This window comes from Agromyces selenitireducens (assembly GCF_052748465.2).
This window is the reverse complement of record NZ_CM188259.1, coordinates 1828169-1848996: the sequence shown is the minus strand read 5'-3', so window position 1 is coordinate 1848996 and position 20828 is coordinate 1828169. Positions and strand designations below refer to the sequence as shown.

The following is a 20828-nucleotide window of genomic DNA, read 5'->3' as shown; positions in this document are numbered from 1 at the left end:
TCAGTACCTCACCCTCGGGTCGATGAACGCCGCGATGATGTCGACCACGAAGTTCGTGAGGGCGACGATGACGGCGAGCAGGGCGACGATGCCCTGCACCGCGACGAAGTCCCGCGACTCGAGGAACTCGGCGAGGATGAAGCCCAGACCCTTCCACTCGAAGGTCGTCTCGGTCAGCACGGCCCCGGCGAGCAGCAGCGCGATCTGCATGCCGATCACGGTGATGATCGGGATCAGCGCGGGCCGGTAGGCATGTCGCTTCAGCAGCCGTCGCTCGCTGACGCCGCGCGAGCGTGCCGCGTCGACGTAGTCCGTCGCGAGGGTTCCGATCACGTTCGTCCGCACGAGGCGGAGGAAGATGCCCGCGGTGAGCAGGCCGAGGGCGATGGCCGGGAGGACCGCGTGCGAAAGCACGTCGAGGACGACCTCGGGATCGCCGGTGAGGATCGCGTCGATGGTGTAGAGCCCGGTGCTCGTGTCGAGCAGCTGCATCTGGATCTCGGAGCTCACCGTCGCCCGGCCCGCGACGGGCAGCCATTTCAGCCACACCGCGAAGACGAGCTTGAGCAGCAGGCCGGCGAAGAAGATGGGGATCGCGTACCAGAGGATGGCGAGCACGCGGTAGACGGCGTCCTGCGGCTTGTCGCGATGGTAGGCGGCGCGCAGTCCGAGCGGGATGCCGACCGCGAACGCGACGATGAGCGAGTAGAAGACCAGCTCGAGCGTCGCGGGGCCGTAGGTGAGGAGCACCTCGAGGACCGGCCGGTTCGTGGTGATCGTCTCGCCGAAGTTGCCGGTGAAGATCTGGCCGAGGTACTCGACGTACTGCACGAAGACGGGCCGGTCGTAGCCGGCCTCGGCGCGCAGCTGCGCGAGCTGATCGGCGCTCAGGCGCCCGCCCTGCGCGGCGGTGATCGGGTCGCCCGTCGTGCGCATCAGGAAGAAGACGACCGTGACGAGGATGAAGATCGTCGGGAAGATCAGCAGGAAGCGGATCAGCAGGTACCGTGCGAAGCCGCCTCCTTGCGCCTTCGCCTTGGGCCGATCCGGTTGGGGTGCCCCCTCCGACGGGGGCACGGTGTCAAGCGTGGTGCTCATGGATTCCTCAGGGGTACAGGGGAACGGGGGCGACCCGCGGTAGCAGATCGCCCCCGTCGTCGAGCTTCAACGACTCTAGCCCGTGGCTAGCCCTTCGACAGCGCCGCGTAGCGGAACTTGAACGACGCGTCGAGCGTGTCCTCGGCACCCTCCACATCGGCGCCCACGACGGCGATCTGCGCGCCCTGCATGTACGGCAGGGTCGACAGGTCGGCCGCGACCGCGTCCTGGATCTCGCCGATGAGCGCCTCGCGCTCCGCGGGGTCGGCCGTGACGGCCTGCTGCAGGATGAGGTCGTTCACCTCGGGGTTGTCGTAGTGATTCGCGAGGAAGTTCTCCGTGAGGAAGAACGGCGTGAGGTAGTTGTCCGCGTCCGAGTAGTCCGGGAACCAGCCGAGCTGGTACACCGGGTACAGGTCGGCGACGCGGTCGTCGGAGTACTGGACCCACTCGGTCGACTGCAGGTTGACCGTGAAGAGGCCGTCCGCCTCGAGGCTGTCCTTGATGACGGCGTACTCGTCGGAGGACGACGGGCCGTAGCGCTCGGCGACGTACTGGATGCTGATGTCCAGCGGCGTCTCGATGCCGGCGGCCTCGAGCACCTCGGCCGCCTTGGTGGCGTCCGGAGCGCCGTTGCCGTCGCCGTAGAGCTCCTTGAGCGCCTCGTTGGCGCCGGTCAGGCCCTCGGGCACGTAGGAGTACAGCGGCGTGAAGGTGCCCTTGTACACCTCCTCCGAGATCGCGTCGCGGTCGATGAGGTGCGCGACCGCCTGGCGCACGGCCAGGGCCTTCGCCTCGTCGGCCTCCGCCGTGGTCGCGCCGAACGGCATCGTGTTGAAGTTGAAGACCATGTAGCGGATCTCGCCGCCCGGGCCGTCGACGACCTTCACGTTGTCGTTGCCGCGGAGGTCCTCGATGTCGGTCGCGCTGAGGGTGCGGTTCGCGACGTCGATGTTGCCCTCCTGCACGTCGAGCTTCAGGTTCGACGCGTCGGTGTAGTAGCGGACGTTGACCGTCTCGGTCTTCGCCTCGCCGAGCAGCCCCTGGTAGTCGGGGTTGGCCTGGTACGACACGAGCTCGTTGAAGTTGTAGGTCGTGATCGTGTACTGGCCGGCGAACGCCTCGCCCTCGACGATCTCGTCGTCGGAGGTCAGCGCGTCGGCTGAGAAGACGTCTTCATCGACGATCGGGCCGACCGGGCTCGAGAGGATCTGCGGGAAGATCTGGTCGTTCGGCGACTTGAGGTTGAACACGACGGTGAGGTCGTCGGGCGTGTCGACGCTGTCGAGGTTGTAGAGCAGCGACGAGGGGCCGTTGGGGTCGGCGATCGCGAGCTGGCGGTCGAACGTGAACTTCACGTCGGACGAGGTGAGCTCGTTGCCGTTGGCGAAGGTGAGGCCCTCCTTGAGGGTCACCGTGTACTCGCTCTCCGAGGTGAACTCGGCCGACTCCGCGATGTCGGGCTCGACATCGGGGCTGCCGTAGGGGGTGTTCATGAGGAACGGGTACACCTGGTTCATCACCGCGAACGAGCCGTTGTCGTACGAGCCCGCGGGGTCGAGGGCCGTGATCTGCTCGGTCGTGCCGATGGTGAGCGTGCCACCGGCCTCGCCGCCCTCGTCGTCGCCGCCGGCGGTGCAGCCGGTGAGCGCGAGGGCCGCGGCGGAGAAGCCCGCGGCGAACGCGAGCGCCCGCCTGCGGTTCGTGGATGCGGATGACATATCCGTCTACCTCTTCCTGTCAGGTGATCGCGCGCGGGGTCGCCGCGTCACGATCTCGTATCTCTCAGGCCTAGCACAACCGCCGTCCCCCGTTCGGGGCGCGGGGATCCCGGAACGTCGAATGTGACCGATCTGCAACCTTGTGCTCATGTGCGCAGCGTCGACCCTGAGCGGCCCTCAGTTCAGGGCGCAGCGGTGAGCGGATGCCGCCCCCGGGGGCCGCGCGGCGGGTCAGTCGGCACGCAGTCGGCGTCGCTCGTCCTCGAGGGCGACGAGCGCGCGCTGGATCGCCGTGTAGGTGGCGGTGTCGGAGCGGTCGGCACGCTGGAGGCGACCCAGCAGCTCCTGCTTCTGGCGGAGCAGTTCGCGGTCGACGAGTGCGCCGACCACGCCGCGGACGTACGCCGTGAGCTCGACCTCGTTCCGTTGCGGCACGGGCAGCACTGCGAGCTGCTGCACGATCGACGCGAACGGCGGCGGGACCTCGGCGACGACGCGGTCGACCGTGACGGTCGCCGTCGCGGTCGCTCCCCTGCCCGGTTCGTCGACGGATGCCGCGGCGAGGGCCGACGCGATGCCGTCGCGAACGACCGCGAGCGTCGCGTTGCCGAACCGGCAGTCCACTCCCTGCCGCAGCAGGTCGACTCCGACCGCCTCGGGATACCCGAGCATGGCCTGGAGGGCGTCGCGCTCGAGGCGGGTCGCGGGGTCGTTCGGCAGGTCGCGGATGGAGAATGCCCGTGCCGGCTGGGCGCTGTTGGACGGCTCGCCGTGCGCGGCGCCTCCGGGCGCGCCGTTCGAGCCGCCCGCGGGCCTCGCCGGGTCGCGCGGCCCATCGCGACGGTCGCCGCCCCGGTCTCCACGCTCGGCGCGGTCGCCCCGGCCGGATGCGCCTGGGCCGGGTGCGCCTCGGTCACGGCCCTCCGCCGCGCGGACGGCGCGCGTGACCTCGCCGAGCTCCATCCCGAGCATGCGTGCCAGCTCGCGCGTGTAGCCGGGCCGGAGCGCCGGGTCGCGGATGTCGGCGACGATCGGCGCTGCGGTGCGCAGCGCGTTCACGCGCCCCTCGACGGTCTCGAGGTCGAACCGCGACAGCGTGTGCCGGATCACGAACTCGAACATCGGCGTCTTCGACTCGACGAGGGACCGCACCGCGCCGTCGCCGCGCGCGAGGCGCAGGTCGCAGGGGTCGAGGCCGTCGGGCGCGACGGCGACGAATGTCTGGGCCGCGAACCGCCGCTCCTCGCCGAAGGCGCGCATCGCCGCCTTCTGCCCGGCCTCGTCGCCGTCGAACGTGAACACGACCTCGCCGACGCCCGAGTCGTCGCCGAGCACGCGGCGCAGCACCTTGATGTGGTCGACGCCGAAGGCGGTGCCGCAGGTCGCGATGGCGGTGGTCACGCCCGCGAGGTGGCAGGCCATGACATCCGTGTACCCCTCGACCACCACGACGCGATGCGTCTTCGCGATGTCGCGCTTGGCGAGGTCGAGTCCGTAGAGCACCTGCGCCTTGTGGTAGACCGCGGTCTCGGGGGTGTTGAGGTACTTCGGCCCGTTGTCGTCCTCGAGCAGTCGCCTGGCGCCGAACCCGACGGTCTGCCCGGTGACGTCGCGGATCGGCCAGACGAGCCGGCCGCGGAATCGGTCGTAGACGCCGCGGTCGCCCTGCGAGACGAGCCCGGATGCCGCGAGCTCCTCGGTCGTGAAGCCGCGGGCGCGCAGGTGCTTCGTGAGCGCGTCCCAGCTCTTGGGTGCGAAGCCGACCCCGAAGCGGCGGGCGGCCTCGGCGTCGAACCCGCGCTCGCCGAGGAATCGACGGCCGACCTCGGCCTCGGGCGAGCCGAGGCGCTCGACGAAGAACTCCGCCGCGGCGTCGTTGGCGGCGAGCAGGCGCGCACGGTTGCCGTGCTCGGCGGCCGGTCCCCCGTCTTCGTAGTGGAGGTCGAAGCCGATGCGGCCCGCGAGCCGCTCGACGGCCTCGGTGAAGGACACGTGGTCCATGCGCTGCAGGAACGTGTAGACGTCGCCCGACTCGCCGCATCCGAAGCAGTGGTAGAAGCCGCGCTGCGGAGTGACGTGGAAGCTGGGGCTGCGCTCGTCGTGGAACGGGCAGAGGCCCTTCATCGAGCCGACGCCGGCGGACTTCAGCGCCACGTGCTCGCCGATGATGTCGGCGATGTTCGTGCGGGCCTTGACCTCTTCGACGTCGCTCTGTCGAATCCGGCCCGCCATGCCCTTCATCCTATTCGGCGGATGCCGCGCGGCGGCCGGTCGCGGCGATCATCGCTGCACGAGCCGCTCGTACCAGGCGAGCGCCGACTGGTCGGTGAGGCTCGCGACCTGGTCGACCACGACGCGCTTGCGCGCCGCGTCATCCGCGGCTGCTCGCCAGTCCTCGGCGAAGCCGGGATCGAGGTGCGCCTCGCCGGACTCCCAGAGCGCGTCGGCGAGGGCGGTGAGCACCTGCCTCTGCTGGGAGTAGATCGGCTGGCGGGTGTTCCTCGACATGACGAACGCGGCGACGATGCCCTTGAGCACGGCGATCTCGGCCTGGATCTCGCGCGGCACGACCACGTCGGCGTCGAACCGGATGAGGCTCGCGACCGGGTGCTGCGCCCGGGTCGCCTCGGTCGCGGCGTGCGCGAACCGGCCGATGAGCTGGCTGGTGAGGTTCTTGAGTGCCGCCTGGTCGCGGCGGCTGCCGTCCCACGACGAGATCCAGGCGTCGAGCGAGTCGAGGCGGTCGAACGCGGCGATGAGCTCGTCGTGGGCGATGGCGCCGCCGATCCAGTCGTGCATCGACGAGACGAGCTCGTCGTGGTCGACACGGCGGCCGAGCGCGGCGACGTCGATGTACCCGCCGACGATCGCGTCCTCGAGGTCGTGCACCGAGTAGGCGATGTCGTCGGAGAGGTCCATCACCTGCGCCTCGACGCAGAGCCGGCGTTCGGGGGCACCACGCCGCATCCACTCGAACACGTCGACGTCGTCGGCGTAGAAGCCGAACTTGTTGCGGCCGCTGGGGTCGCCGACGCCAGAGGTCTCCGGCCACGGATACTTGCAGCTCGCGTCGAGGCTCGCCCGCGTGAGGTTCAGACCGAGCGGCCGGCCCTCGGGCGAGAACACCTTCGGCTCGAGGCGCGTGAGGATGCGCAGGGTCTGCGCGTTGCCCTCGAACCCGCCGATCTCGACGGCCCACCCGTTCAGGGCCTTCTCGCCGTTGTGCCCGAATGGCGGGTGACCGAGGTCGTGCGCGAGGCACGCGGTGTCGACCACGTCGGGGTCGAGGCCGAGGCTGCCGGCGAGTTCGCGCCCGACCTGCGCGACCTCGAGCGAGTGCGTGAGGCGGTTGCGGGCGAAATCGAGCCCGGAGGTGGGGCTCAGCACCTGCGTCTTCGCCGCGAGTCGGCGCAGGGCGCTCGAGTGCAGCAGCCTCGCGCGGTCGCGCGCGAAGTCGCTGCGGCGCCGGTTGTCGTGCTGCTCGGGCAGGAAGCGTTCGGCGTCGGCCTCGTGGTAGCCGCCGAAGAGTCGGTCGCGCACCGGCTCAGCCGCCGCTCGTGTCGAGTTCGGCGTCGACGAGGGTCGTTCGGTCGTGACCGACGAGTTCCTGGGATTCGAGCCAGCCGTCGGGCAGGGCCGGGTGCTTCGGGGTTCCGGCGCGGCCGCGCGGCCCCTCGGCACCCTCGCCCGGGTACGGCGTCGACCAGTCGAGCGTGCCCAGCAGGTCGTCGAGCTGCGCGAGCGACTCGACGGTCGCGAGCCTCGCGCGAAGGTCGCCTCCGACCGGGTAGCCCTTGAAGTACCAGGCGACGTGCTTGCGGATGTCGCGGCAGCCGCGCTCCTCGCTGTCGAAGAACTCGGTGAGCAGTTCGGCGTGCCGGCGGAACGTCCGAGCGACGTCGCCGAGCGACGGCTCGGCCTTGACGTGCCCTGAGCCCGTCGAAGGGTCGCCGCGGAACGCGGCCGCGAGGTCGCCGAACAGCCACGGTCGGCCCAGGCAGCCGCGGCCCACGACGACCCCGTCGCATCCGGTCTCATCGACCATGCGGAGGGCGTCGTCGGCCGACCAGATGTCGCCGTTTCCGAGCACCGGCACGCTCGTCACGGCCTCCTTCAGCTTGGCGATCGCCGACCAGTCTGCGTGCCCGGAGTAGAACTCGGCCGCGGTGCGCGCGTGCAGCGCGATCGACGCGACGCCGGCGCCCTCGGCGATGCGGCCCGCCTCGAGGTAGGTGAGATGGTCGGCGTCGATGCCCTTGCGCATCTTGATCGTCAGCGGGACCTCGCCGGCGGCCTTCACCGCGCCCTCGACGATGTCGCGGAATAGGCCCGACTTCCACGGCAGGGCCGCTCCCCCGCCCTTGCGGGTCACCTTCGGCACCGGGCAGCCGAAGTTCAGGTCGATGTGGTCGGCGCGGTCCTCCGCGACGAGCATCGTCACGGCCTCGGACACCGTCTTCGGATCGACGCCGTACAGCTGGATGGAACGCGGCGTCTCGGACTCGTGGTGCGTGATGAGCCGCATCGACTCGGGCGTGCGCTCGACGAGCGCGCGGCTGGTGATCATCTCGCTGACGTACAGGCCGGCGCCGAACTCGCGGCAGAGCCGCCGGAACGCGGTGTTCGTGATGCCCGCCATGGGTGCGAGCACGACGGGCACCTCGAGTTCGAGGCCGCCGATCGTGAGCGGGCGGGCGGGGGTGGTGGTCGTTGGCATCGCCTCCGATTCTCCCAGACGACCGGGGCTTCCCGCCCGGCGCCCACGCGCGGCCGCCTAGGATGCGTTCATGGCCGAGCTGTGGAGGACCGCATGACCGCGTTCGAGGGGCTGACCGGTGCCGAGCGCGTGCGCGCGGATGCCGCCGCCAGGGGCCTCGACATCGAGGTCATCGAGCGACCGGCCGCCCGCAGCCTCGAGGAGGCCGCCCAGCTGCTCGGCATCACGCCCGCCGACATCGTGAAATCGCTCGTGGTCAAGAAGAGCGACGACACGTACGTGTTCGCGCTCGTGCCCGGCGGCCGCAAGATCAGCTGGCCCAAGCTCCGCGCGCTCCTGTCGGTCAACAAGCTCCAGCTGCCCGACGCCTCGCTCGCGCTCGAGGCCACGGGCTACGAGCGCGGCACCATCACCCCGCTCGGCTCGACGCACGCATGGCCGGTCGTCGTCGACGCGACGATCCCGGGCCGGCGTGTCTCGATGGGCGCGGGCGAGCACGGCCGCAGCCTCTTCGTCGACGCCGACGCGCTCGTCCGTGCGCTCGAGGCGACCGTCGCCGATATCAGCGACCCCGAGTGACCTGAACCTTCCGCGCGCGCTCACCGCGCCGCGCCGCGCCGTGAGGGGACGCAACACGCCGCGTCCGCGGTCGTGCGGACAGCGTGTCGCGACTCCTCGCGCATCAGCGCCAGCCTGAAGCCGATGCGTATCGAGACCTACTCGACCACCGGTGGGACGACGCACACGTCGCCTTCGCAGACGACTCCCGCGCCGCCGAGCATGGTGAACGGCGCCGGCGCGGCATCCGTCTCGGGGCCGGTCACGCCGCAGCCCCGTCGCGCTCGCCGGCCACCTGCGTCAGCACCTGCGAGAACACCTCCGCGGGCTGAGCGCCCGAGACGCCGTACTTCCCGTCGAACACGAAGAACGGCACACCCTGGACGCCGTATGCGCCCGCCTGAGCGATGTCGGCCTGCACGGCCTCGCCGTACCGACCGGACTCGAGCGCCTCGCGCGCGGCATCCGCGTCGAGCCCGACCTCGGCCGCCAGCTCGACCAGTTCGTCGATGCGGCCCACGTGGCGCCCCTCGGTGAAGTAGGCGCGGAACAGGCGCTCCGAGAGCTCGAGCTGCAGGCCGTGCTCCTTCGCGAAGTGCAGCAGCTCGTGCGCGTTCAGCGTCTTGGTGTGCACGACGGTGTCGAAGTCGTACGACAGCCCCGCCTGGGCGGCGATCCCCGTCACCCGCTCGAGCATCTGCTCGACCTGCGTGACGGGAAGCCCCTTGCGGTGCGCGAGGAACTCGACCGTCGAGCCCGCGTAGTCGACGGGCGTGTCAGGCGAGAGCTCGTACGAGTGGTACTCGACCTCGACGTCGGGAGCGTCGTCCCCGAGCGCGGCGATCCCGCTCTCGAGGTGGCGCTTGCCGATGTAGCACCACGGGCACGCGATGTCGGACCAGATGTCGATCTTGATGGGGCTCGTCACGCAGAGGGCCAACGGAGGCCTCCAGCGGTGTATTCCCGCGACGGCACGGGATCGCTCCATATTCGACGCCGGCGCCGCGGCATCCGCTCGCGCGCTACGCTTCGTCGCCCTCGGCGGGCGCGTCGATCGCCCCGCCGAACCGGCGGCTGCGCGACGCGTACAGCTCGATCGCGTGCCACAGGTCGGTGCGGCTGAAGTCGGGCCAGAGCGTGTCGAGGAACACCATCTCGGCGTACGCCGACTGCCAGAGCAGGAAGTTCGAGGTGCGCTGCTCCCCCGAGCTGCGCACGAACAGGTCGACGTCGGGAAGGTCGGGCACGTAGAGCCGCTTCTGGATGAGCTTCTCGGTGACGGCTGACGGACGAAGGCGACCGGATGCCACGTCGTCGGCGATCGAGCGGACGGCGTCGACGAGCTCGTTGCGCCCGCCGTAGTTCACGCACATGGTGAGGGTCATGGTGTCGTTTCCGGCGGTGAGGCGCTCGGCGTACTGCAGCTCGTCGATGACCGACCGCCACAGGCGCGGGCGGCGACCGGCCCAGCGGATGCGCACGCCCCACTCGTTGAGCTGGTCGCGTCGGCGGTGCAGCACGTCTCGGTTGTAGCCCATGAGGAAGCGCACCTCGTCGGGCGATCGCTTCCAGTTCTCGGTCGAGAACGCGTACACCGACAGGTGCTTCACGCCCGCCTGGATGCCACCCGCGACGACGTCGAGCAGGGCCGCCTCGCCGGCCTTGTGCCCCTCGATGCGCGTGAGGCCCTGCCGGTTCGCCCATCGGCCGTTGCCGTCCATCACGATCGCGACGTGCTCGGGTACCGAACCCCTCGCGAACGCGGGCGGGTGCACGCCGGTCCAGTCGAGCGGGCGGTAGGGCACCGCGTCCTTGTGGGTGTAGGGCTTCGGGGTCACTGGGGGGTCGCTCCTCGGGAGACGTGGGAGAGCGAGCGCAGGCCGCGCTCGAGGTGCCATTGCGTGTAGGCCGCGACGATGCCGCTCGCCTGGGCTCGGTCGCGTTCGGGCGCGGCATCCGCCACCGCCCAGTCGCCCGCGAGCAGCGCACCCAGTAGGTCGACGGTGGATGCCGCGATGCGGGGCGCGCCCGGCGGGGCGCACTCGTCGCACACGACGCCGCCGAGCTGCACGACGACCGAGGTGTGCGGTCCGGGCCGACCGCAGCGGGCGCAGTCGACGAAGCTCGGTGCCCAGCCGGCGATCGCGAGCGCGCGCAGCAGGTACGAGTCGAGCGTCAGCGACGCGCCGTGCTCGCGCCGCGACAGCGAGCGCAGCGCGCCGACGAGCAGTAGGTACTGCTGCGTCGAGCCCTCTGCCTCGGTGACGCGGTCGGCCGTCTCGACCATCGCGTTCGCCGCGGTGTAGGCCTCGTAGTCGTCGACGATCTCGGCACCGTAGGAGCCGATCGTCTCGGCCTGGGTGATCACGTCGAGCGTGCGGCCCTCGTACAGCTGCAGGTCGGCGACCATGAACGGCTCGAGCCGCGAACCGAACTTCGACGCCGTGCGCCGGACTCCGCGCGCGACGGCCCGGACCTTGCCGTGGCGCCGGGTGAGCAGCGTGACGATGCGGTCGGCTTCGCCCAGCTTGTGGGTGCGCAGCACGACGGCGTCATCTCGGTACACGGGCACCCGACGATTCTCCCACCGACCGCCGCGGTCGGCGCCGTGCGCGCGCCCGCACCGCTCGCCGGGGCGGCAGAATGGTCGGGTGACCTCGTCGTCCGCACTCATCCTCGTCACCGGCGGGACCGGCACGCTCGGGCACGCCGTCGTGCGCCGCCTCGCCGAGCACGGCCATGAGGTCCGCGTGCTGAGCCGCAGCGGCCGGCCCGGCACGCTCCAGGGCGATCTCGAGACCGGCGAGGGCGTCGAGGCGGCGCTCGAGGGCGTCGGAGCGGTGCTGCACCTGGCCACCACGCTCCGTGACGACACCGAGATCACACGCGGGCTCGTCCGCACCGCCGAGCGATCGGGCAGGCCGCGGATCATCTACCAGTCGATCGTCGGCATCGACCGCATCCCGCTCGCGTACTACGCCGGCAAGCGGAACTCCGAGCGGCTCGTCGCCGAGTCGCGCCTGCGGTGGACGGTGCTGCGCGCGACGCAGTTCCACGACCTCGTCGCATCGCTCTTCGCGGTGCAGCGCTTCTCCCCCGTCGTGTTCGCGCCGGCGTTCGCGTTCCAGCCGATCGCGGTCGACGACGTCGCACGCCGCCTGGTCGAACTCCTCGAGACGGATGCCGCGGGGCTCGTGCCCGACATCGGCGGCCCCGAGGCGCGCACCGCGCGCGACCTCGCACGTGCCTTCCTCGCGGCCCGCGGCTCCCGCCGCCCCACCGTCGCGTTCCGGCTGCCGGGCACCCGGTTCACGGCGTTCGCGTCCGGCGCGAACCTCGTACCCGGCGAGCCGTACGGCCGGATCACCTTCGAGGAGCACCTCGCGGCCGTCGGCGCCGGACCCGCTGCCCCGCGCGGCGCGCGTGGTACAACCGAGGCATGACCGTCGCCCCGTTCGAGATCCCGCTCTGGACGGACCTCGCGGCGGTGGGCGTCGGCGCCCTGCAGGGTGCCATGTTCGCCGGCAGGCTCAAAGAACGCCGGCTCGACCTGCTCGGCGTGGCGCTCATCGGGATCCTGGTCGGACTCGGCGGCGGTCTCCTCCGCGACATCCTGCTGAACCAGCTGCCGGCGGCGATGAAGAGCAACTGGTACCTCGTCGTCGCCACGCTCGCCGCATTGCTCGGGATGGCGCTGCTGCGCCTGTTCACGCGCCTGAACCCGCTCATCATCGCGCTCGATGCGGTCACCATCGGCCTGTTCGCCGCGATCGGCACGACGAAGGCGCTCGCCTACGGGGTCCCGGAGGTGCCCGCGGTGTTCGTCGGCGTCGTGTCGGCTGTGGGCGGCTCCATCCTGCGCGACGTGTCGCTCAACCTGCCGATCGCGCTGATGCACGTCGGATCGTTGTACGCCGTCGCGGCGGCCGCGGGCACCGTGCTCATCGTCGTGCTCGTCGCCCTCGGCACGAACATCACCGTCGCCGCGATCACGTGCGTCATCGTCACCACCCTGATCCGGCTGGGATCGGTGCGCTTCGGCTGGAGCCTGCCCGAGCAGCGCGCGATCGCGAGCTGGCGGGTGTGGCGACGCAGCTGAACCCGGCCGACGTGACAGCGGGGCGGGGCGACGGATGCGGCACCCGCCCGCCGCACGAATGTCAGGCGAGCGCCGGCGCCTGTGCCTCCTCGCGCACGCGGGCGGCCCGCAGCGCGCGGTTGACCGCGGAGACGACGGCCTTGAGCGACGCGGTCGAGATGTCGGCGTCGATGCCCACGCCCCACAGCGTGCGGCCCTCGACCTGGCACTCCACGTAGGCCGCGGCGATCGCGTCGCCCCCGGCCGACATGGCGTGCTCGCTGTAGTCGAGCACGCGGACGTCGACGCCCTCGGCGGCGAGCACGGACAGGAATGCGGCGACCGGCCCGTTGCCCGACCCGTCGGCGTCGACGCGCTCGTCGCCGTCGCGGAGGCCGACGCGCACGCGAACGTCGCCCGTGAGGTCGCTCTCGGTGCGCAACGACAGCAGCTCGAACCGGCCCCACTTCTCGTCGGGCCGGTCCTGCGGCGCCGGCAGGTACTCGTCGTTGAAGATGCGCCAGATCTCGTCGCTCGTGACCTCGCCGCCCTCGGCGTCGGTCTTCGCCTGCACGACGCCGGAGAACTCGATCTGCAGCCGGCGCGGCAGGTCGAGCGCGTGGTCGCTCTTCAGCAGGTACGCCACGCCGCCCTTGCCGGACTGCGAGTTCACGCGGATCACAGCCTCGTAGTTGCGTCCGATGTCCTTCGGATCGACGGGCAGGTAGGGCACGGCCCAGGCAAGGTCGTCGACCGAGCCGCCGCGCTCGGCGGCGCGCGCCTCCATCGCCTCGAAGCCCTTCTTGATGGCGTCCTGGTGCGATCCCGAGAACGCCGTGTAGACGAGGTCGCCGGCCCACGGGCTGCGCTCGTGCACGGGCAGCTGGTTGCAGTACTCGGCAGTGCGCTTGATCTCGTCCATGTCCGAGAAGTCGATCTGCGGATCGATGCCCTGCGTGAACAGGTTCATGCCCAGCGCGACGAGGTCGACGTTGCCCGTGCGTTCGCCGTTGCCGAACAGGCATCCCTCGATGCGGTCGGCGCCGGCCATGTAGCCGAGCTCGGCCGCGGCGATCGCGGTGCCGCGGTCGTTGTGCGGGTGCAGCGACAGGATGACGTTCTCGCGGTACGCGAGGTGACGCGACATCCACTCGATCGAGTCGGCGTACACGTTGGGCGAGGCCATCTCGACCGTGGCGGGGAGGTTGACGATGACGTTCCGCTCGGGCGTCGGCTCGAGCACCTCGAGCACCCGGTTGCAGACGTCGACGGCGAACTCGAGCTCGGTGCCCGTGTAGCTCTCGGGCGAGTACTCGTAGTAGACGGTCGTGCCCGGCACGGTCGCCTCCATCTCGCGGCACTTGCGCGCGCCGTGGAGGGCGATGTCGATGATCCCCTGCTTGTCGGTGCGGAAGACGACCTCGCGCTGCAGCACGCTCGTGGAGTTGTACAGGTGCACGATCGCCTGCTTCGCGCCGCGGATGGACTCGTAGGTGCGCTCGATGAGGTGGTCGCGCGCCTGCGTCAGCACCTGGATCGTGACATCATCGGGGATCGCTCCCTCTTCGATGAGGCTGCGCACGAAGTCGAAGTCGGTCTGGCTGGCCGACGGGAAGCCGACCTCGATCTCCTTGTAGCCCATGCGCACGAGCAGGTCGAACATGATGCGCTTGCGCTCTGGGCTCATCGGGTCGATGAGCGCCTGGTTGCCGTCGCGCAGGTCGACCGCGCACCAGCGCGGCGCCTTCTCGATGCGATTCGACGGCCACGTGCGATCGGGCAGGTCGACGCGGATCTGCTCGTGGTACGGACGGTAGCGATGCACGGGCATCGCGGAGGGCTTCTGGGAGTTCTTCATTGGGTGCTCTTCTCGCTTATTCGGGGGTTTCAGCCGACGACGAACTCCGCAGCGAGGGAGGCCTGTGAACTAGGACTCGCTGCGGCAGCTAAGGAGGAGCAGGCCGTGAAGCACGCGACAAGGCTAACACCCGCTCGCCGGCGGCGCAGCACCGTGACGAACGGGCCCGTCTCCGGCCGCACGAGCGGGGCGGATGCCGCCCCCCAGGAACCGGCACCCGCCCCGGGTGCTCACCCCACCGCGAGCGCCTCGACCGGCGACACCCGCGCCGCGCGCCGGGCGGGCGCGAGCGACGCGACGACCGTCAGCACGACCGCCGCCGCGGCGACCAGCCCGAGGACCGGCCACGGCATGACGGGCGCGATGAGCATCGGCTCGCCGGAGACGCTCCCGAGCATCGACTGCGCCCCCGCCCAGCCGTACCCGACGCCCAGCACGATTCCGACGATCGTGGCCGCCGCGGTGAGCGCCGCCGCCTCCGCGACGACCATTGCGCGCACCTGCCGGCGCTCGAAGCCGAGCGCGCGGAGCAGCCCGAGCTCGCGCGTGCGCTGCAGCACGCTGAGCGAGAGCGTGTTGACGAGGCCGATCGCGGCGATGAGCGCGCTGAACCCGATGAGGACGCTGAACACGGCCACCGTGGCATCCACCATCGCCTCGATGCCCGCCACGAGCTCGGGCCGGTCGGCGACCGCCTCGAGGAGGAGGACGCGGTACGACTCCATCGCGACGGCGAACATCGTGACGAGTGTCACGCCGATGACGAGCCCGATCGTCATGCGCGAACTCCGCTCCGGATGCCGCACGGCGTTCTCGGCGGCGAGCCGCGCCGACGGAGAACGGCCGAGCAGCCGGCCGACCGCGCGGAGCACCGGCGGCATCACGAGGTGGGCGCCCAGGACGATCCCGGTGAACGACAGTACGCCGCCGATGAGGCCGATGAACACGCCCAGGGGCGTGACGAGCCCCGCGAGCACGCCGATCACGAGGAGCGCGAGCCCGGTCACGGTGAGCGTGACGGCGGCGACGTTGCGACCCTTGCGGGCGTGGAGTTCCTCACGCGAGGACTCGTTCGCGCCGCCCAGCGCCTCGGCGGGGCGCACGGCGAGCACGCGTCGCGAACCCACCCATGCCGCGAGCCACGTCGTGAGGGCGACCACCACGGCCGGCGGTGCCACCCAGGGGTTCGCCCAGTCGTACGCGGTCTCCGGGATCACGTCGGCCCGCACGGCCCACGCCCCCATCCCCCAGGCGGCGAACGAACCGATGAGGACGCCGGCCACCGCCCCGGCCGTGCCGACGACGAGCCCCTCCCTGGCGATCGCGGCGCGCTGCGAGCCGGCGCTCGCGCCCACGAGGCGCAGCAGCGCGATCGTCCGGGTGCGACCGGCGACGACGGTGGCGACCGTGTTCGAGGTCACGATCGCGCCGACGTATACGGCGATGACGATGAACACCCACGCGGTGATCGCGAGGATGAGCATCGCGGTGTCGCTCGAGCCCGTCGCGTCGTCGGCGCGGATCGCCGCGCCGAGGAGCCCGGTCACCTGCAGGAGCATCGCGCCGAACGCGGCGGCGACAGCCGCCACGACGAGCGTCGGCCACTGGTCGGCGAGGCGCAGGCGGCTCATGCCGCGGCCTCCATCGCGAGCATGTACGTCGCGATCTCCTCGGGCGTCGACCGCGCGGCATCGCGCACGATGCGGCCGTCGGCGAGGTAGAGGATCCGGTCGGCGTGGCTCGCCGCCACCGGATCGTGGGTGACCATCGCGATGGACTGGCCGGACTCGCGGCTCGCCTCCGCGAGGATGCTGAGCACCTCGCGGCCGGTTCGCGAGTCGAGGTTGCCGGTGGGCTCGTCCGCGAACACCAGGTCGGGCCGGGTCGCGAGGGCGCGGGCGATCGCGACACGCTGCTGCTGCCCGCCGGAGAGCTCGTGCGGACGGTGACGCAGGCGCGGTGCGAGGCCGAGCCGGTCGATCAGTGCGTCGATCACCGCACGCTCGTCGCGCGTCGGCCGACGGCCGTCGAGCTCGAACGGCAGCAGCACGTTGCCCTCGACGTCGAGCGTGGGTACGAGGTTGAACGACTGGAACACGAAGCCGACGCGGCGGCGGCGCAGCACCGTCAGCGCGGCATCCGGCAGCTCGGTGATGTCGGTGTCGCCGAGCCACACGCGGCCCGACGTCGGTGAGTCGAGCCCGGCCATGATGTGCATGAGCGTGGACTTGCCGGAGCCCGACGGGCCCATCACGGCGGTGAACTCGCCGCGGCGGAGGCCGAGCGAGACGTCGTCGAGCGCGGTCACGGTCCCGGCGCCCGAGCCGTAGCGCTTGCCGAGGCCGGCGACGCGGGCGACGAGTCCGAGGTCTGAGGGTTGGATGTGCATGTCGTCGACGCTATGGACCGGACAGCGCCCGGCGCGTCCGCCGGGAGGCTCGCCCACGTCATCCGCTCGGATGACCCGCGGGACCGTCGGGTCAGTCGACGGGCAGGTCGTGCTCGTACGCGAACACGACGAGCTGCACGCGGTCGCGTAGGCCGAGCTTGGCGAGCACGCGGCTCAGGTGCGTCTTGACGGTCGCCTCGCCGAGGAACTCGGATGCCGCGATCTCGGCGTTCGACAGGCCCTTGGCCGCGAGCCGGAAGATGTCGCGCTCGCGCGCGGTGAGGTCGTTCCACGCGGCCGGTGCGGGACGGCGGCCGCTCCCCCGGCTCGCGCTCGCGATGAGGTCGCGCGTGGCGTTCGCGGCGATCACCGCGTTGCCGCGGTGCACCGTGCGGATCGCCGCGAGCAGGAACTCGGGATCGGCGTCCTTCAGCACGAACCCGCTCGCGCCCGCGCGGATGGCGCGCGCCGCGTTCTCGTCGAGGTCGAAGGTCGTGAGCACGAGGATGCGGGGCGGCTCGCGCCCGGCGCGCGCCGCGTCGGCGAGGATGCGCTCGGTCGCGGCGATCCCGTCGAGCTGCGGCATCCGGACGTCCATGAGCATGACGTCGGGGCGGCTGCGCTCGGCGAGGGCGACGGCGGCACGGCCGTCGGCGGCGTCGCCCGCGAACACGAGGTCGGACTGCGACTCGACGAGCATGCGGATGCCGGCCCGGAAGAGCGCCTGATCGTCGACGAGTGCGACACGGATGCCGCTCACGACGCCGCCTGCGCGGGGATGCGAGCCGACACCCGGAACCGTCCGTTCGGCAGCGACTCGGCGGCGAACGCGCCGCCGGCGAGCTCGGCGCGCTCGCGCATGCCGGGGATGCCGTGGCGCGGACCCGGCGTCGCGTCGCGCGCGGTGCCCGGCGCCGCGCCATCCGGCACCGCGTTCTCGAGCCGCACCGCGACACCGTGCGCGTCCCACTCGAGCGCCAGGTCGACGGGCTCGGACACGTCGCCGTGACGCAGCGCGTTCGTGAGGCCCTCCTGCACGATGCGGTACACGGCGATCTGGTGGCCGGCGCCGAGCGGCACGCGCTCGCCGCGCTCGGTGCGCCGAACGTCGAGCCCGGCGTCCCGGACCTGCTCGACGAGGTCGTCGAGGTCGTCGAGCACCGGTTGCGGCGAGCCGCCCTCGCGGTGCCGGAGCTCACCGAGCAGGGCCCGCACGTCGCCGAGCGCACCGCGCGCGACGCCCGAGATGGTCTCGAGCGTCTGCACCGCCGCCTCCGGGCGGGTACGGGCGGCGAAGCGGGCTCCGTCGGCCTGCGCGATGACGACGGCGAGCGAGTGCGCGACCACGTCGTGCATGTCACGGGCGATGCGCGAACGCTCCTGCTCGACGACGTAGCGGTACTCGGCGTGCTCGAGCTCGCGGCGGTCGAGCTCGGCGCGACGGCCCTGCTCGCGTGCGTCGCGGACGGTCTTCGCGAGCAGGCCCACCGTCCACGCGAGGACGAGCCCGGCGAGTGCGGCGCCGAAGACGAGTCCCGACCACATCAGGCGGCCGAACGCGTCGGCGGCCGGCGCGACACCCATGCCGTTGACGAGCGGCATGACCACTGACAGGTACGCCGAGGCGAGGACCGCGCCCGCGCCCGCCGACCCGAGTCCCCACCACCGGACCGCCGGCGAACCGTATGCGGCGGTCGAGTACATGATCGCGAAGACCGCGGCATCCGCCGGCTGCACTTCGCGGAGCATCAGCATCTGCGCGCACGCCGCCACCCACGCGACCACGAGCGCAGCACCAGGGGCGACCCGGCGGATCACCAGCGCGGCAGAGAAGAGCGTCACCACGACGACGTCGGGCCAGCCGCCGACGAACGCGTAGAGCACGCACACCGCGAAGAACAGCGCCGCGAGGATGCCGTCCACGATGAGCGTGGCGCGATGGGTCGAGATGCTCACCGATCCACGGTACGCCCTGCCCCGGAGCGGAGCGCGCGGCGGCGAACGGAATCATCCTCCGGGCGGACCCCATGGGTCGACGACGGAGTAGCGTGCCGTCTGGAGTCCTCGCTGGTCCGCGGTCTCGGACTCCGACGGCGCGAGGAGGAGTCCCATGGGTGAGTCGACGAACGCCTCGGAATGGATCTCCGCGGCCGAGTTCCACCGAGCGCCGGGCGTCTCGGACTGGCGTGTCACCGGAACGGGCCCGCAGGCCGTCTTCACCGCGACGTCGTTCTCGCATGCGGCCGGCCTCGTCGGATCGGTCGCCGCCGCCGCCGAGCGGTTCGGCATGCTGCCCGACGTCGACGTGCGTCCCGAGGCGGTCGTCGTGCGCATCCCGCACCGCAGCTGGGACGGGATCCCCGCGCCTGCCACGGGGTTCGCCGCCGCGGTATCCATCGCCGCCGCCGAGATAGGTCTGACGTCCGATCCCTGGCGCGCGCAGTCGATCGGCGTCTACGTCGCCCAGCACTCCCGAGCCGACGTGCGACCGTTCTTCATGGCCGCACTGGGCTACGAGCCGTTCGGCGAAACGGATGCCGTCGATCCGCTGCGCTGCGGGCCGCAGCTCGCCTTCAACCCGATCGCCGGAGACGCCCCGGCGAGGGGCCGGACGCACTTCGACGTGTTCGTGCCGGCCGACCAGGCTCAGGCGCGCGTGGATGCCGCCATTGCCGCCGGAGGGCGACTCGCCGACGATTCGCACGCTCCCGCCTGGTGGTCGCTCGCGTCGCCCGACAACCACGGCGTGGACATCGCGTCCTGGACCGACACCGACGACTGACGGCGACGATCACCTACTTGTCCCCGTTCTGCGGTGCAGCATCGCGCACGCCGGCTTGGATCTCCCGAATGATCGAACCGAGGATGCCGGACGCGAGGAGTCCTGAGCCGAGAGGACCGGCGGGGTCCTCGCCGACGGGGGGCAACCGTCGCAGCGCGGACCTCGTCAGGTCGGACATGTGATCGAGTTGCCAGCGGATCTCGTCGCGGACGGTGTCGGGGCGATCCGGTTGGCCCAGCCTGGCGGCGTTCGCGGCGTGGGCGGCGGGGCGGCGCCGACCCCTCCAACGCAATGCCCTCCCGGGTTGCATGTCGCTCAGGTGCGGAGCTCGTGCCGGACCGGCTTCAGCCTCCTCGGGGCGTCGGTGGCCGGCACCCAGTGGCAGGTGAAGCTGCCGCGGTAGCCGAAGAGGAATCCAAAGCGGTCGTTGCGCACCTCGAGGTCGATGTGGAACCGCCCGTCGGCGTCGTCGTAGCGTTCGCGCAGGGTCGCGCGCCCACTGAACAGCATCGGGAACCGGAAGCCCACGAGGCCTTCGTAGAACCGCTGCGCATTCGAGGTGAGGAGCAGCCCGCCGTCCTCATCGACGGCGAGGTCGAGATCGACGGCCAGGTGCTGGTGCGTGCCGAGGAAGTCGACGATCCGGTCGCCGACGAGGATCATCGTCGCATCGAACCGTCGGCGGCGCCGACCGACGGTGTACTCGCGCACGAACGTGACCGTCTCACGGCCGAACGGGTCGAGGTAGGGGTGGTTCTCGATCGTGAACGGCACGTCGTCGCCGACATCCGGCACCAGGATGTTGCGGAGCCGGCCGATCTGCAGGAACGGCACGGTCCACCACGGCCCGCGCCGGATCTCGCTCATGACGCCGCGGCCGATGCACGCCTCGGCTCGGTCCAGCCCGACACCGAACCTGCGCTGCAACATCGGATGCAGCCGCGCGAACTGCGCCTCCCCGAGCGCCCGCTCGAACATCGAGGTCATCGGCTCGCCTCCGGCTCGGGCAGCTCCGCAAGCGTCGGCGGCGCACCACGCAGGTGGTCGGCTCTCCGGCGTCCACCGTCCGGTGAACGCCGGCACCTGGACGCGCGCGGTCGATCCCGGCGCCACCACCATGCTGCGCTCGCCAATGGCCAGCGCTCCGGCGCTTGGCCGCTCTCGAGCCAGATCCGGAGCCGGTCGAAGCTCCACGCCGTCGCCCACCCCAGCACTGGCCTGACGATGACATCGAGCGGCCCCCAGCCGGGCTCGTAGTCGTAACCGGTGATGAAGCGGATGCCGCCCGGCGCGGGCTCGTACCGCCAGTACCCGCGTCCTGACCGGATCGGAGACCACCGGTCCGTGGTGGCGAATCGCAGCGCCGAGGTACGGACGCCGTCCGGGCGCGACACCTCACCGAGACTCACGCCCGTGCCCTCGACGGTGTGGAAGATCGCGCGCCGTGAGTAGTCGAACCGGGCGGCGCCATCCTCGGTGACTCCGGTCGGCCGGATCTCGGAGAACCTGACGTCCCATCGCACGTGCTTGGCCGGGTCCTGCGTCGCGGCCCACACCTCATCGAGGTCAGCCCTGATCACGGTCTCGACATAGATGCTGCGGGGCGACACGCTCCGACCCTAACCAA

The 20828-nt window shown here is 71.4% G+C and carries 19 protein-coding genes; 4 read left to right on the top strand and 15 right to left on the bottom strand.

Features of this window, described 5'->3' with window-relative positions; genetic code table 11:
* The 5 genes from ACULK4_RS08650 to dusB form a co-directional block, all read right to left on the bottom strand.
* Positions 1–1098 (bottom strand): ABC transporter permease, encoded by a 1098-nt coding sequence (locus tag ACULK4_RS08650; RefSeq protein WP_445966620.1) that lies wholly within the window; start codon positions 1096–1098, stop codon positions 1–3.
* An 86-nt stretch (positions 1099–1184) separates the two neighbouring features.
* Positions 1185–2819 (bottom strand): ABC transporter substrate-binding protein, encoded by a 1635-nt coding sequence (locus ACULK4_RS08645; RefSeq protein WP_445966621.1) that lies wholly within the window; start codon positions 2817–2819, stop codon positions 1185–1187.
* A gap of 231 nt (positions 2820–3050) precedes the next feature.
* Positions 3051–5051, bottom strand: coding sequence for a DNA primase (dnaG, locus tag ACULK4_RS08640; protein WP_445966622.1), 2001 nt, complete (start codon positions 5049–5051; stop codon positions 3051–3053).
* Between the two features lie 48 nt (positions 5052–5099).
* On the bottom strand, positions 5100–6359 hold the full coding sequence (locus tag ACULK4_RS08635) for a deoxyguanosinetriphosphate triphosphohydrolase (RefSeq protein ID WP_445966623.1): 1260 nt from the start codon (positions 6357–6359) through the stop codon (positions 5100–5102).
* A gap of 4 nt (positions 6360–6363) precedes the next feature.
* Positions 6364–7536, bottom strand: coding sequence for a tRNA dihydrouridine synthase DusB (gene dusB / locus ACULK4_RS08630; protein WP_445966624.1), 1173 nt, complete (start codon positions 7534–7536; stop codon positions 6364–6366).
* Between the two features lie 93 nt (positions 7537–7629).
* On the opposite strand from dusB, the gene ACULK4_RS08625 reads away from it, so the two are divergent.
* A complete protein-coding gene (locus tag ACULK4_RS08625) occupies positions 7630–8115 on the top strand; it encodes an aminoacyl-tRNA deacylase (RefSeq protein ID WP_445966625.1) in 486 nt (161 codons plus the stop codon).
* Positions 8116–8356: 241 nt separating this feature from the next.
* Here the strand turns inward: ACULK4_RS08625 and ACULK4_RS08620 are convergent, their stop codons facing one another.
* From ACULK4_RS08620 to recO, 3 genes are all read right to left on the bottom strand, one after another.
* The gene (locus ACULK4_RS08620; protein WP_445966626.1) at positions 8357–9022 is read right to left on the bottom strand and encodes a DsbA family oxidoreductase; all 666 of its coding nucleotides are present in this window, start codon (positions 9020–9022) and stop codon (positions 8357–8359) included.
* A 94-nt stretch (positions 9023–9116) separates the two neighbouring features.
* A complete protein-coding gene (locus tag ACULK4_RS08615; RefSeq protein WP_445966627.1) occupies positions 9117–9932 on the bottom strand; it encodes an isoprenyl transferase in 816 nt (271 codons plus the stop codon).
* Complete coding sequence (gene recO, locus ACULK4_RS08610) at positions 9929–10666, bottom strand: DNA repair protein RecO (protein WP_445966628.1); 738 nt, start codon at positions 10664–10666, stop codon at positions 9929–9931. Before recO ends, ACULK4_RS08615 begins: the two co-directional genes overlap by 4 nt.
* A gap of 79 nt (positions 10667–10745) precedes the next feature.
* Here recO and ACULK4_RS08605 point away from each other — a divergent pair, with 79 nt between their 5' ends.
* Positions 10746–11537 carry an SDR family oxidoreductase gene (locus ACULK4_RS08605; RefSeq protein WP_445966629.1) on the top strand — a complete coding sequence of 264 codons (792 nt, stop codon included), beginning with the start codon at positions 10746–10748 and terminating at the stop codon, positions 11535–11537.
* Positions 11534–12193 carry a trimeric intracellular cation channel family protein gene (locus ACULK4_RS08600; RefSeq protein ID WP_445966630.1) on the top strand — a complete coding sequence of 220 codons (660 nt, stop codon included), beginning with the start codon at positions 11534–11536 and terminating at the stop codon, positions 12191–12193. The genes ACULK4_RS08605 and ACULK4_RS08600 overlap by 4 nt, the downstream gene beginning before the upstream one ends.
* 61 nt (positions 12194–12254) lie before the next feature.
* Here ACULK4_RS08600 and leuA read toward each other — a convergent pair whose 3' ends face one another.
* The 5 genes from leuA to ACULK4_RS08575 all read right to left on the bottom strand — a co-directional run bounded on the left by leuA (position 12255) and on the right by ACULK4_RS08575 (position 18375).
* Positions 12255–14030, bottom strand: a complete 1776-nt coding sequence (leuA, locus tag ACULK4_RS08595) for a 2-isopropylmalate synthase (protein ID WP_445966631.1) — start codon at positions 14028–14030, stop codon at positions 12255–12257.
* A gap of 230 nt (positions 14031–14260) precedes the next feature.
* Complete coding sequence (locus ACULK4_RS08590) at positions 14261–15661, bottom strand: ABC transporter permease (protein ID WP_445966632.1); 1401 nt, start codon at positions 15659–15661, stop codon at positions 14261–14263.
* Complete coding sequence (locus tag ACULK4_RS08585; protein ID WP_445966633.1) at positions 15658–16419, bottom strand: ABC transporter ATP-binding protein; 762 nt, start codon at positions 16417–16419, stop codon at positions 15658–15660. Before ACULK4_RS08585 ends, ACULK4_RS08590 begins: the two co-directional genes overlap by 4 nt.
* Positions 16420–16510: 91 nt before the next feature.
* Positions 16511–17119, bottom strand: a complete 609-nt coding sequence (locus ACULK4_RS08580; RefSeq protein WP_501043383.1) for a response regulator — start codon at positions 17117–17119, stop codon at positions 16511–16513.
* Between the two features lie 56 nt (positions 17120–17175).
* Positions 17176–18375 carry a sensor histidine kinase gene (locus ACULK4_RS08575; RefSeq protein WP_445966635.1) on the bottom strand — a complete coding sequence of 400 codons (1200 nt, stop codon included), beginning with the start codon at positions 18373–18375 and terminating at the stop codon, positions 17176–17178.
* Positions 18376–18529: 154 nt separating this feature from the next.
* On the opposite strand from ACULK4_RS08575, the gene ACULK4_RS08570 reads away from it, so the two are divergent.
* Positions 18530–19201 carry a VOC family protein gene (locus ACULK4_RS08570; RefSeq protein ID WP_445966636.1) on the top strand — a complete coding sequence of 224 codons (672 nt, stop codon included), beginning with the start codon at positions 18530–18532 and terminating at the stop codon, positions 19199–19201.
* 315 nt (positions 19202–19516) lie between these two features.
* Here the strand turns inward: ACULK4_RS08570 and ACULK4_RS08565 are convergent, their stop codons facing one another.
* Positions 19517–20188 carry a DUF4166 domain-containing protein gene (locus tag ACULK4_RS08565; protein ID WP_445966637.1) on the bottom strand — a complete coding sequence of 224 codons (672 nt, stop codon included), beginning with the start codon at positions 20186–20188 and terminating at the stop codon, positions 19517–19519.
* Positions 20185–20811, bottom strand: coding sequence for an SRPBCC family protein (locus tag ACULK4_RS08560; RefSeq protein WP_445966638.1), 627 nt, complete (start codon positions 20809–20811; stop codon positions 20185–20187). Before ACULK4_RS08560 ends, ACULK4_RS08565 begins: the two co-directional genes overlap by 4 nt.
* Positions 20812–20828 lie beyond the last annotated feature (17 nt).

Bases quoted from the DNA above. Each gene is read 5' to 3' on its own strand.
- ACULK4_RS08650 (WP_445966620.1), bottom strand. From the start codon at position 1,098: ATGAGCACCACGCTTGACACCGTGCCCCCGTCGGAGGGGGCACCCCAA.
- ACULK4_RS08645 (WP_445966621.1), bottom strand. From the start codon at position 2,819: ATGTCATCCGCATCCACGAACCGCAGGCGGGCGCTCGCGTTCGCCGCG.
- dnaG (WP_445966622.1), bottom strand. From the start codon at position 5,051: ATGGCGGGCCGGATTCGACAGAGCGACGTCGAAGAGGTCAAGGCCCGC.
- dusB (WP_445966624.1), bottom strand. From the start codon at position 7,536: ATGCCAACGACCACCACCCCCGCCCGCCCGCTCACGATCGGCGGCCTC.
- ACULK4_RS08625 (WP_445966625.1), top strand. From the start codon at position 7,630: ATGACCGCGTTCGAGGGGCTGACCGGTGCCGAGCGCGTGCGCGCGGAT.
- ACULK4_RS08600 (WP_445966630.1), top strand. From the start codon at position 11,534: ATGACCGTCGCCCCGTTCGAGATCCCGCTCTGGACGGACCTCGCGGCG.
- leuA (WP_445966631.1), bottom strand. From the start codon at position 14,030: ATGAAGAACTCCCAGAAGCCCTCCGCGATGCCCGTGCATCGCTACCGT.
- ACULK4_RS08590 (WP_445966632.1), bottom strand. From the start codon at position 15,661: ATGAGCCGCCTGCGCCTCGCCGACCAGTGGCCGACGCTCGTCGTGGCG.
- ACULK4_RS08585 (WP_445966633.1), bottom strand. From the start codon at position 16,419: ATGCACATCCAACCCTCAGACCTCGGACTCGTCGCCCGCGTCGCCGGC.
- ACULK4_RS08580 (WP_501043383.1), bottom strand. From the start codon at position 17,119: ATGCTCGTCGAGTCGCAGTCCGACCTCGTGTTCGCGGGCGACGCCGCC.
- ACULK4_RS08570 (WP_445966636.1), top strand. From the start codon at position 18,530: ATGGGTGAGTCGACGAACGCCTCGGAATGGATCTCCGCGGCCGAGTTC.
- ACULK4_RS08565 (WP_445966637.1), bottom strand. From the start codon at position 20,188: ATGACCTCGATGTTCGAGCGGGCGCTCGGGGAGGCGCAGTTCGCGCGG.